This window comes from Flavobacterium sp. AC274 (assembly GCF_979258275.1).
The window spans coordinates 3,051,827-3,064,518 of record NZ_OZ409852.1; the positions used below are offsets into that span (position 1 = coordinate 3,051,827).

Consider the following 12,692-nt stretch of genomic DNA (forward strand, 5'->3'; position numbering starts at 1 on the left):
CAACCAACCAATAACATTTATATAATGTCAAATATAATAAAAACACCAAATATGAATTTTAAGCACGTGAGCTACCTTTGGGATGAGGCCAAAGCAGCAGCCTTGGCAGGGGATGAAGTAGCGCTTTTCATTTATCGTTCTAATTTACTTGGAGCCGATTTAAGATTGACTAATTACGGAGGAGGAAATACTTCGGTTAAAATTACTGACAAAGATCCTTTGACTGGTGAAAACTCAGAAGTAATGTGGATCAAAGGCTCTGGCGGCGATATCGGAACTCTGACCAAATCGGGCTGTGCGGCATTGTATTTAGAGAGACTTCGTAATTTGGAAAATGTGTACAGAGGCATCGAATTCGAAGATGAAATGGTGGAATTGTTCAACCACTGCATTTTTGATTTGGCTTCAAAAGCACCGTCAATTGACACACCTTTACACGGATTTTTACCCTTCAAACATATCGACCATTTGCATCCCGATGCGGCCATTGCCATTGCAGCGGCCAAAGACGGTGCAAAAATCACCGAAGAATTATTCGACGGAGAAATTGGCTGGGTAGGCTGGCAGCGTCCGGGTTTTGATCTTGGACTTCAATTGAGATCTTGCCTTGAAGAAGCGGAGAAAAAAGGAAAAAAACTAAGAGGAATCATGTTGGGTTCTCACGGACTTTTTACCTGGGGTGAAACTTCGTATGAAAGTTACATCAACACGCTTGAAGTAATCGAGAAATGTGCGACTTACCTTGAGAATAACTACGGAAAAAAACGTCCAGTTTTTGGAGGACAAAAAATAAATAGTTTACCGGAAAACGAACGTCAACTAAAAGCGGCAAAAGTAGCTCCGATTTTAAGAGGATTCTGCTCATCAGAACGCCAAATGATTGGACATTATACCGATGATGCAAGAGTTTTGGAATTCATCAATTCGAATGATTTAGAGAAATTAGCTCCGCTTGGAACTTCTTGTCCGGACCACTTTTTAAGAACCAAAATCAGTCCGCTTGTTTTGAAATTGGATCCAAACGAAGATTTATCAGATGTAAATGCTATCAAAGCAAAATTACAGCCTGCTTTTGAAGCGTACAGAGCAATGTACAAGGATTATTACAATGCCTGCAAGAAATCAAATTCTCCGGCAATGCGTGATCCGAATCCGGTTGTAATTTTATACCCTGGAGTTGGAATGTTCACTTTTGCCAAAGATAAAACGATGGCACGTTTGGCATCAGAATATTATGTGAATGCGGTAAATGTCATGAAAGGCGCAGAAGCAGTTTCAGAATATACTTCACTTCCGCATCAGGAAGCTTTTGATATCGAATATTGGTTATTGGAAGAAGCAAAATTACAGCGTATGCCAAAACCAAAAGCACTTTCTGGAAGAGTTGCACTTATTACCGGATCAGCCGGAGGAATAGGAAAAGCTATTGCAAAGAAATTCGCTCAGGAAGGTGCTTGCGTAATCATCAATGACATTAACGAAGAAAGACTGGAAGAAGCTACAAAAGACTTCATAAAAGCTTTCGGAAAAGATGCAGTTTCAAGCACATTATTGAATGTGACCAACGAAAGCAGCACAGAAAAAGCATTAGACGAAGCTTGTCTTGCTTTTGGCGGAGTTGATATTGTAGTGAACAATGCCGGAATCAGCATTTCAAAATCTATCGCAGAACATACGCTCGAAGAATGGGACAGATTATACGATATTCTGGTAAAAGGACAATTTATTGTTTCAAAAGCGGGAATAGAAGTAATGCGTAAACAAGGATTTGGCGGAGACATTGTAAACATTGTTTCCAAAAACGCTGTTGTTGCAGGACCAAACAATCCGGGTTACGGATCGGCAAAAGCAGCCCAGGCACATTTAACGCGCCTTATGGCAGCAGAACTGGGAGCAGATAAAATCCGTGTGAATACGGTAAATCCTGATGCTGTAATTTCAGACTCCAATATTTGGTCTGGAGGATGGGCAGAAGGACGAGCCAAAGCGTATGGCATTACGGTAGAAGAATTACCGGCTTACTATGCCAAACGCACACTATTAAACGAAATCATATTACCTGATGATATTGCCAATGCGTGTTTTGCTTTTGTTGGCGGTTTACTTGATAAATCGACAGGAAACGCACTAAACGTAGACGGCGGAGTATCAATGGGTTTCTATAGATAAAAATAGTTTTTTTTAAGTTTGTTTAAGCAAAAGTGGTTTTTTGTGATCTAGCGTTCGATGATTTCGAACGTTAGGTTTTTAAAATGTAAAAGAATTTTAAACAAACAAATTAGCTTCAAAATAGTATAGTAAAACAGGAATTCAATTTATATATTTATCAATTGAAATTCCATTAAAGAGAAAAAATATGTTAATTGGATCAAACAAAATAGACTCGCATAATGATGAGTTACTAAAAAAGCATCAAAATAAATTTGCATTTACAACTTCAGAAATTGGTGATGCAGAAGCGATTATTAAAAAATTAATCGAATTCCAAATTGCAATTCCATCTTGGGCATTGGGAACCGGAGGAACAAGATTCGGGCGTTTTGCCGGAGGAGGAGAACCACGTTCGATCGAAGAAAAAATTGAAGATGTTGGTTTGCTTCATGCTTTAAATAAAGCTTCAGGAGCGATTTCTTTGCATATTCCGTGGGATATTCCAACAGATTATCAGGCGATAAAAAACTTAGCCGGACAACACGGTTTAAAATTTGATGCCATGAACTCGAACACTTTTCAGGATCAGGCTAATCAGGAACATACTTATAAATTTGGTTCCTTACAAAACGTAAACAAAGCGGTTCGTAAACAAGCAATTGCACATAATATAGAGGTTATTAAACACGGGATTGAATTAGGATCAGAATCGTTAACGGTTTGGTTAGCAGACGGATCTTCTTTTCCGGGACAATTAAACTTCCGTAAAGCGTATCAAAATACATTAGAAAGCCTAGAAGAAATCTACGACGCATTGCCTTCAAACTGGAAATTATTTTTAGAATATAAATGTGCAGAACCTAATTTTTATTCTACAACAGTTGCAGATTGGGGACAATCGTATTCTTATGTAAAAAAATTAGGAGATAAAGCGCAGACATTGGTCGATTTAGGACATCATTTGCCAAACGCCAATATCGAGCAAATTGTTTCTTTATTATTGATGGAAAATAAATTGGGAGGTTTCCACTTTAACGATTCAAAATATGGCGACGATGATTTAACAGCGGGAGCTTTAAAACCTTACCAATTATTTTTGATTTTCAATGAATTAGTTGAAGGAATGGACGCCAGAGGAATGAATCACGCCAAAGATTTAGGCTGGATGATCGATGCTTCTCACAACATAAAAGATCCTTTAGAAGATTTATTGCAATCTGTAGAAGCGATTATGATTGCTTATGCGCAGGCACTTTTGGTAGACAGAAAAGCATTAGAAATTGCTCAGGATGAGAACGATGTGGTAAAAGCACAGGAAATTCTGCAAAATGCTTTCCGTACCGATGTTCGCGCTTTGGTTGCCGAAGCCCGTTTGCGTTCCGGAGCTGCATTAAACCCTGTAGCATTATACCGTGGTCTTGATGTTAGAAAAAATCTAATTGGAGAAAGAGGATTAAAAACGATGGCAACAGGATTATAATTGTAAGTTATGAATTATGAGTTAATCGTTAACTAGGACAAAATCATAATTCTTTAACTCATAATTTATAATTCATAACTCAAAATTAAAATAATGAATGTAGTTGCAATTTTTGATATTGGTAAAACCAACAAAAAGGTATTTTTATTTGATGAAAATTATAAAATTGTCTGGGAAAAATCAGTAAATCTCGATGAAACAGTTGATGAAGATGGTTTTCCCTGCGAAGATATTGAGGTTCTAAAAAACTGGATTCTCGATCGATTATCAGAAATTAAAGAACTCAGTAATTACACTCTTAAAGCAATAAATTTTAGCACTTACGGAGCCAGTTTTGTTTATATTGATGACAAAGGCGAAGTTTTAACGCCTTTGTACAATTATCTAAAAGATTATCCGAAAGAGCTAAAAAACAATTTTTATACTAAATATAAAGGAGAAGAAGTTTTTGCTGTAAAAACAGCTTCTCCAGTTTTAGGAAGTCTGAATTCCGGAATGCAGATTTACAGGCTAAAAGAAGAAAATCCGGAGTTGTTTGAAAAAGTAGAATATTGTTTACATCTTCCGCAATATCTGAGTTTTCTGTTAACCGGTGAAGCTTACACCGATATTACAAGCATTGGATGCCATACTAATCTTTGGAATTTTAAAAAGATGAAGTATCATAAATGGCTTAAAAATGAAGGTATTAAAGAGAAACTTCCGCCAATTCATCCGGGAAAAGACATTATTAAAAAAGAAAATGGTATCGCTGTCGGTATTGGTTTGCACGATAGTTCATCGGCAATTATTCCGTATACGATTAATTTTACAGAACCTTTTGTTTTATTATCAACAGGAACCTGGAGTATTTCATTGAACCCTTTTAATAATAGACCTTTAACGTTTGAAGAACTTCAAAACGATTGTTTGTGTTACATGCAATACACCGAAAAACCGGTAAAAGCAGCGCGGTTGTTTTCGGGCAACGAACATGAAATTCAGGCCAAAAGATTAGCAGAACATTTCAATGTGCCGTTTGATTCTTTCAAGGATATTTATTTTGATAAAAAGATCGTTTCGAATTTAAGAGCCTTAAATTTCCAGATCGTTTATCCCAAGAAATATGATTTTGATATTCTAAAAGAATGTCCGTTTCAAAAAAGAGATTTAAATACCTTTAAAAATTACGATATTGCGTACCATCAATTAATGCTTGATTTGGTCGAACAACAGTTTTTTTCAACTAATTTAGTCATTCGTAATAGTCCTGTTAAGAAGATTTTTGTGGATGGAGGTTTCAGTAAAAATTCCATTTTCATGAATTTGCTTGCAGAAGCTTTTCCGGATGTAGAAGTTTATGCAGCATCAATGGCGCAGGCAAGTGCTTTGGGAGCGGCGTTGGCAATTCATCAAAACTGGAATCCAAAACCAATTCAAAATGATTTGATTGATTTGAAGTTTTATAAACACTAGATTTGGAATTAAAAATTTAGAATTAAAAATTAAAAATCTGTTTGGTTTGAGTTAGAATAAATGCCACAGATTAAAGAATTAAAAGATTTTGTTTCACGCAGATTTGGCAGATTGAGCAGATTTTTTTATTATAATTATTGAAGGTAGTTTGTCATTTCGATCCCGAGGCTTCGGGAGAGAAATCTTCGCAAGTAACTCTACAAAGTGATATGAAGGCTCTTTACAAAAGTTCCGGCGGAACGATTCATTTTGTAGCAACGGATTTTAATCCGTTGAAAGAAAAGATTAAAATAAAAAATCTGCTCAATCTGCAAAATCTGCGTGAAAAAATATTTACACACATAGCTTATGTGTTTAAAAAATAATGAAAAAGAATATGAAAATCGGATTATTTATACCGTGTTATGTCGATCAGTTTTACCCAAAAGTAGCGATTGCAACCTATGAGCTTTTGCAGAAATTGGGCTGTGAAGTTCATTTCCCAATGGGGCAAACCTGTTGCGGACAGCCAATGGCAAACAGCGGATATCAATATTTAACCAAAGGCTGTGATGCCAATTTTATAGCCAATTTTGCCGGATTTGATTATATCGTTTGTCCGTCTGGAAGTTGTGTTTTGCATGTAAAAGACCATTTACACGATGATAAACAAGAAGAATTAGCGGCAGAAATGCGTAAAAAAGTATTCGAATTAACGGAATTTATTACCGATATTTTGAAAGTAGATCATATCAACGGAAATTTCCCATTTAGAGTAGGAATGCATGCAAGCTGTCACGGTCAGCGTGGATTAAAGCTTTCGCAGATGACGGAATTAAACGCGCCATTTTTCTCTAAACCCGAACAATTATTAAGCAAAATCAACGGACTTGATTTGGTTTCCTTATCCAGAAAAGATGAATGTTGTGGCTTTGGCGGAACATTTTGCGTAACCGAAGAAGCTGTTTCTGTAAAAATGGGTCAAGACCGAATCAAAGATCATGAAAATCATCACGTAGATTATATCACAGGTGGAGATATGTCGTGCTTAATGCATTTAGAAGGAATCCTGAAAAGGCAAAAAAGCAGCATAAAAACCATTCATATTGCCGAAATATTAAATTCGTTCGAAAACTAAGTGATTTTAAAATTAAGCTTAATTTTCTTTTACCATTAAGATATTAAGTTCATAAAGCTAGGCTTAAATTACTTAATGCCTTAATGGGTTAAATAAACAAGGAAAGTGATTTTTTAAATTAAAGCTTAATTTTCTTTTACCATTAAGAGATTAAGTTCATAAAGCTAGGCTTAAATTACTTAATGTCTTAATGGTAAAAAAACAAAAGAAAAAGATGTCATCAAAAAAAATAATTGAACATAGTGAAGCCGCAACACGTTTTAACAAAGATGTAGAACGCGTAAACTGGCATGATGAAACACTTTGGTTTGTTCGTGAAAAACGTGACAGAGCCGCGCATAATATTCCCGATTGGGAATTGCTTCGTGAAACGGCTTCACAAATAAAAAACAATGTACTCTCTAATATTCATGATTATTTAGTTGAATTTGAGGCGAATGCTCAAAAAAACGGAATCATTGTGCATTGGGCTGCTGATGCCAAAGAACATAATGAAATCGTGCATTCGATCATGGCAAAACATGATGTAAAGCAAATGGTGAAGTCAAAATCAATGCTTACAGAAGAATGTCATTTGAATGATTATTTAGCCGAAAAAGGTATCGAAGTAATCGATTCTGATTTAGGAGAATTTATTGTTCAGCTTCGAAAAGAACCGCCAAGTCATATTGTTTTGCCTGCCATTCACCTTAAAAAAGAAGATGTAAGCGAAACTTTTCATGAACATTTAGGTACAGAAAAAGGAAATTTTGACCCTCAATATTTAACAGAATCGGCTCGTTTAACGTTAAGAAATACCTTCTTAACCAGAAAAGTAGCTTTAACCGGAGTCAATTTTGCGATTGCAGAAACCGGCGAATTTGTGGTTTGTACCAATGAAGGAAATGCTGATATGGGCGCGCATTTAGCCGATGTTCATATTGCGTGTATGGGATTTGAGAAATTGATTCCACAGCGAAAACATTTAGGGGTTTTCCTGAGATTATTGGCGAGAAGCGCAACAGGACAGCCAATTACGACTTTTTCAAGTCATTTTAAGAAACCTAGAGACGGAAAAGAAATTCATATTGTAATTGTTGACAACGGCAGAAGTACTCAATTAGGCAGAGAAGATTTTAAAAACTCATTAAAATGCATTCGTTGTGGCGCGTGTATGAACACTTGTCCGGTTTACAGACGAAGCGGCGGACACAGTTATCACAATGCCGTTGCGGGACCAATTGGTGCTATTTTGGCACCCAATCTCGACATGAGCAAAAATGCCGATTTACCTTTTGCAAGTACGCTTTGTGGTTCGTGTACCAATGTTTGCCCGGTAAAAATTGACATTCACGATCAATTGTACAAATGGCGTCAGGTTTTGGTAAAAGAAGGGCATACGCCAGCAGCAAAAACCGTAGCAATGAAAACAATGGCAACCGTTTTGGCAAACCCGACTATTTTTAATATCGCAGGAAAATCAGGGCGATTTGTAATGAAAAATATTCCCGCTTTGGTGAATAATAAAATGAATAAATGGTACGATCAGCGCGAAATGCCAGATGTTCCAGAGGAATCTTTTAGAGAATGGTACAAAAAAATTCGAGAGAAGCTAAAGCGAAAAAAGATGAGCAGTAAAGACCAAATTTTACAAAGAATAAAAAACAGCCAACCGAATATAGTTGCTGATTTGCCTGACTTAAATGTTTTAGGTTCAGATCAATTTGAGGTTTTGGATACTTATAAAACTGTTTTAAAAAACATTGGTGGCGATTTTATTGAAGTTGCTAATTACAATGAAATAATAGCCTATTTAAAACAAAATTATGCACTCGAAAGGCGCATTATCACCACAGTTCCTGAACTTTCTGAAGTTGCGGTTTTAGATTGGAAAAACGAAGATCCGCATTTGTTGCAAAATGTTGAATTAACGATTATTAAAGCACATTTTGGCGTTGCCGAAAATAGCGCACTTTGGGTAACCGATGATATTTTGGGTCAGCGTGTGGCACCTTTTATTGCACAATATCTGGCGATTATCGTAAACAAAAGGGACATTGTCCCAACAATGCATCAGGCGTATGAAAGAATTGGAAACCAGGAATATGGTTTCGGAACTTTTATCGCCGGACCTTCAAAAACAGCAGATATTGAACAATCTTTGGTTTTGGGAGCGCATGGGGCTAGGGGATTGATTGTTTTTTTATTAGAGTAATAGCATAAATGCTCCAGCGGAGCATGATATTTATAGCAAAAATAATTGCGAACCCTTTAGTAAAGCTCCATCGGAGCGAGATATCTCGCTCCGATGGAGCTTTTTAAATAACAGATCTTTATGTTTCTATAAATATAACGTCAAGCTGGGACTTATTTTTACTTGTATATTCCACGATCTTTAGCCCATCAAAAAATAAAAGTTTAACTTTATAATATTGAACCTCCATATAAATATTAAAAAAGTTAAGAATGAATAACGATATAAGCCTTAAAGCAGTAGCATACGGAGAAGTACTTTGGGATGTTTTTGAAGATAAGAAAAAGATAGGCGGAGCCCCGCTTAATGTGGCTTTGCGAATGAAAACACTAGGCTGTGAAGTCGCGATGATAAGCTGTGTAGGAAATGACGAAGACGGAAAAGCAATTTTAAACCACGTAAAACAATTAGGACTTCAGACAGATGCTATTATGCAATCTGAAACTTTTCCAACAGGATTGGTAAAGGTAACTTTAGACGAAAGAGGTTCTGCAACTTACGAAATCAATTATCCATCGGCGTGGGATAAAATTGTATTGAATAATCAGGCGGAAACGCTGGTTATTAATGCCGATGTTTTAATTTATGGAAGTTTGGTTTGCCGTGATAAAGTTTCGAGAGATTCGCTGGAAGATTTGCTGCAAATGAACATTTATAAAGTATTTGACGTTAATTTAAGAAAACCGCATTATACGTATGAAGTACTTGAAAGATTAATGCTTTCTGCAGATTTTATTAAGTTTAATGACGAAGAAATCCTCGAAATTGCCAAGGCTTTACAATCACCTTTTGAAAGTCTTGAAGAAAATATTCATTTTATTGCAGAACTTACCCACACAAAAGCAATTTGCGTAACAAGAGGCAAACATGGCGCTTTATTGTTTTGGAAAGGACAACTTTATGAAAATGAAGGTTATCCGGTAAAAGTTGCCGATACAGTTGGGGCAGGCGATTCGTTTTTGGCTTCGTTAATAACTTATTTACTTACCGATAAAAATCCGCAGACTTCGATTGATTTTGCTTGTGCCGTTGGTGCTTTGGTTGCAGAATCTGCGGGAGCAAATCCTGAAATATCGTTTTCACGAATCGAAAATATGATTGGTAAAATATAAATTTTATTAGATAATATAAATTTATGAAACAAATGATTTTTAGGCGAATGCATTAAAAAAAATAGTAAAAAATAATAATTTTGATAAAAAAAGGCCGTTTCTAATATAAAGAAACGGCCTTTTTTTGGGCAATAATTTTGAGTTTAGAATTCAATTTTAGGATAAAATACTATATCAGTAAAATCTCAATCTAACTATATTAAAAATCAGTAAAAAGTGATATTAAGATTGAATTACAACGTATAGTTATATTCTATGATACTTTTTGTAAGAATAAAAAAGCAGAATATACGTAATATTGTGATTCGGAATGTTTCGTAACATTTTTAGCGTTTTTACACCTATTTTCAAGTATAAAAATGGTTTTTCACTACTGTATTTAAGATTTCGTTATTGAATACTTATTATTTTAAAACAACACAATTACTATGTTTATTACTCTCACACATGATCAAGTCCGTTTTTATTACGGATCGGAGCACTGGCAGTACAATTTTGATGAAATTGTCGAGCTTGGATTGCTCAAAAAAAGAAATCCTATTTTCTTGAAAACATTGCTTTTTTAATAGTAACCGCTTTTGCCTATTATTTTATTATTTTTTCGAATTTTGCCGAACTCTACTACATTATTCCAACTTTGCTCTGTTACACTATTTTAATCATTTTAAGATTCCCTAAAAATATCGAATTTGATTATTATGTTATCGTAAAAGACATTTATCAGAAAGAAACCAAAATTAAAATAAAAGCATTAGACCGAACAAAAATAGGAAAACAAATTGACCAGTACCTTAGTCTGAAATTTGATCAGATTTTGCAGGAAGCATAAAACCAAGATAATAAAATGGATCAATCATTATTCGGAATTTCATCTTTCGATTGGGCATTTATGGCTGTTGCAATAGTATACGGTTTCATAATTACCATTAAAAAAAAATAACATATCAATAGTGCTTCATTGACCTACATTTGGAAGCAAATTCAGATACGCATTGCAGTTATAGCTATACCATCCCCCCAAACAAAGTTTATGGCCACTTCAATAAAAAACAAAATAAAAAGCATTAGAGAGTTAAAAAATTACACTCAGGAATATATGGCAGATCAACTAGGTGTCACCCAGGCGGGTTATAGTAAAATTGAAAAAGGAAAAACGGTTCTTTCCTATATTAAATTGGTTGAAATTGCCCGTATTTTAGATGTTAGTGTAGAAGATATCATTAGTTTCGACAGTCAGAGGTACTTTAATAATTTTAATAATGTAAAAGGAAATAACAACGGCAGTATCCTCATTAATCAGGATAACAACGAAACCCTGAAAACGCTTTACGAAGATAAAATAAAGCTTCTCGAAAAACTTCTAAAAAAAACAGAAGAAGAATTGTATCGGTACAAAAAGAAATTCGGACCTATATAAAACCAACTATTTATTATAAATTATTTTAAACACGAATTTCACGAATTTCTGTGTTAGTTTTGTGAAATTCGTGTTTATTTAAATATTTTAGAATTATGCTGTTTGATCGTCTGTAGTAGCGTCAGGAGCATTTGTTTTTACAGACGCGATTCCGTTATCTCTGGCAGATGTACTTTCATACATTTCACTTGCGCCAATAATCTGACCGTTTGACGCCTTTAAGTTAAAATAAGGTTTTCCGTTACTTGATTCTTTTTTGTCGAATCTGGCATCATCCTGCGAATTTGTTTTTACAGATTCAATTCCGTTAGTACACGCTGCTTTTGTGCTGTAACCTTCGCTGGTTAAAATAGTCTGGCCATTCCCTGCTTTTAAATTGAATTGAAATTCTCCGTTGGCTCTTTTTGTAATCACAAATTTTCCCATAATTATTGGTTTAAGTTAGGTAACATTTTTATTTTGCCGGATAAAAATACAAAACTTCATCATATAAATTATATTGTTAAAAAAAATAATTATTTAATAATATTCAGTGTATTAAATCTGCAAAATCAAAGCTGAAAACTTGAAAACAGCTATAATTGTTTGATAAATTGTTTTGGTAAAATGCCAAAATGTTTTTTGAATGTAGAAGCAAAATGAGAACTATTGGTAAAATGAAGTCTGTCTGAAATTTCAGAAACCGTTAATTCATTTTCTTCAAGAAGCTCTTTGGCTCTTATTAATTTATTATGCATGAAATAATTATTAACCGTTTTCCCTGTTATTTTTTTAAATAAATGCTGAAACTTAGATTCAGACATATTAGCGATGTTCGATATGCTTTTTATACTCGGAAAATGTTCTTCAATATTATTAATTAGAAAAAGTTTAGCAGCAACAATATTTGCAAAATCAGAATCATCAGTTTCTATGATAGTTCTTTTCGTGCTCACCTTTTTTAAATAATTAGAGAATAATAATTCCACAGTTGCCTTAAGGTACAGTTCGAATACTAAACCGCCAACTTTTAATTTGCGCAGATCATTTATTTCCTGAATACTTTCATTACTCATTCTGTCAAGCCTGATAATTAGATTTTCCGGTGGATTGAGCATTTTATCAAGATCAGGAAACCAACAATGATTGGTTTTTGCAAATGTTTCTATTACACTTTTTTTAATGAATAGGGACAAAGCCACTGTTTTGGTTCCGGCTTTTATATAGAAGGTAGATTCTACTTTACTATCAACAATTAAAAAATTATAGTGCCATCTGCCAATATCCAGAGAAAAATCGTTGCTTAAAAATTTTGAATATTGGTCGCTCAAAATATAATAAACAACTATAAAATCATCAGTATTGTTTTTTTGAATCATTCTTATATCTACATGCGTAATCGTATTATGATAATATACTGCAACCCCTTTTTGAATGTTCATAAAAAACCGATCTCCTGTAGAAATAGATTCACAAGAAATGATGTTGTTTTTTTCAATTTTGCCATCCAGCTGCTCGGCTAATGCTGCTGTCCAATTTAAGTCTGCACTGTAAGATAAGCTAATTGTTTTCATTAAAAGTAAATTCTTTAAATGAGACTACAGTCCATACAAGTAAGCTATAGTCTATATTAAAAGTATTCATAAATGTAGGTTTAATTTTACTTTTAAATAGCAATATTTTTAGAATAAATTTATTTTTTATCTAATTGCTTGTGAATGTGATAATAATGTTCTGCTTGCATCGAT

The 12,692-nt window shown here is 34.4% G+C and carries 9 protein-coding genes and 2 pseudogenes; 9 read left to right on the plus strand and 2 right to left on the minus strand.

The genetic code is table 11. From position 1 onward, the window contains the following. The first annotated feature begins 24 nt into the window (after positions 1-24). The 9 genes and pseudogenes from ACZZZT_RS13700 to ACZZZT_RS13740 all read left to right on the plus strand — a co-directional run bounded on the left by ACZZZT_RS13700 (position 25) and on the right by ACZZZT_RS13740 (position 10,965). A complete protein-coding gene (locus ACZZZT_RS13700) occupies positions 25-2,169 on the plus strand; it encodes a bifunctional aldolase/short-chain dehydrogenase (protein ID WP_463460786.1) in 2,145 nt (714 codons plus the stop codon). Positions 2,170-2,356: 187 nt separating this feature from the next. Further along, positions 2,357-3,631, plus strand: a complete 1,275-nt coding sequence (locus ACZZZT_RS13705) for a TIM barrel protein (RefSeq protein ID WP_463460787.1) — start codon at positions 2,357-2,359, stop codon at positions 3,629-3,631. A 93-nt stretch (positions 3,632-3,724) separates the two neighbouring features. Further along, positions 3,725-5,086, plus strand: a complete 1,362-nt coding sequence (locus tag ACZZZT_RS13710; RefSeq protein WP_463460788.1) for an FGGY-family carbohydrate kinase — start codon at positions 3,725-3,727, stop codon at positions 5,084-5,086. A gap of 376 nt (positions 5,087-5,462) precedes the next feature. Continuing rightward, the gene (locus ACZZZT_RS13715; RefSeq protein ID WP_463462435.1) at positions 5,463-6,203 is read left to right on the plus strand and encodes a (Fe-S)-binding protein; all 741 of its coding nucleotides are present in this window, start codon (positions 5,463-5,465) and stop codon (positions 6,201-6,203) included. Positions 6,204-6,417: 214 nt separating this feature from the next. After that, positions 6,418-7,800: pseudogene (locus tag ACZZZT_RS13720) on the plus strand (lactate utilization protein B); the annotation flags it as partial. Positions 7,801-8,079: 279 nt separating this feature from the next. Then, positions 8,080-8,397 (plus strand): annotated as a pseudogene (locus ACZZZT_RS13725) (LutC/YkgG family protein); the annotation flags it as partial. Positions 8,398-8,648: 251 nt separating this feature from the next. Continuing rightward, positions 8,649-9,548 carry a carbohydrate kinase family protein gene (locus ACZZZT_RS13730; protein WP_463460789.1) on the plus strand — a complete coding sequence of 300 codons (900 nt, stop codon included), beginning with the start codon at positions 8,649-8,651 and terminating at the stop codon, positions 9,546-9,548. A gap of 637 nt (positions 9,549-10,185) precedes the next feature. After that, positions 10,186-10,377, plus strand: coding sequence for a hypothetical protein (locus tag ACZZZT_RS13735; RefSeq protein ID WP_463460790.1), 192 nt, complete (start codon positions 10,186-10,188; stop codon positions 10,375-10,377). 201 nt (positions 10,378-10,578) lie between these two features. Continuing rightward, positions 10,579-10,965, plus strand: a complete 387-nt coding sequence (locus tag ACZZZT_RS13740) for a helix-turn-helix transcriptional regulator (protein ID WP_073398316.1) — start codon at positions 10,579-10,581, stop codon at positions 10,963-10,965. A gap of 93 nt (positions 10,966-11,058) precedes the next feature. On the opposite strand, the gene ACZZZT_RS13745 is transcribed toward ACZZZT_RS13740, so the two are convergent. Further along, positions 11,059-11,391: a YegP family protein gene (locus tag ACZZZT_RS13745; RefSeq protein ID WP_463460791.1), complete on the minus strand. Its 333-nt coding sequence runs from the start codon at positions 11,389-11,391 to the stop codon at positions 11,059-11,061. Positions 11,392-11,540: 149 nt separating this feature from the next. Next, positions 11,541-12,518, minus strand: coding sequence for an AraC family transcriptional regulator (locus ACZZZT_RS13750; RefSeq protein WP_463460792.1), 978 nt, complete (start codon positions 12,516-12,518; stop codon positions 11,541-11,543). Positions 12,519-12,692 lie beyond the last annotated feature (174 nt).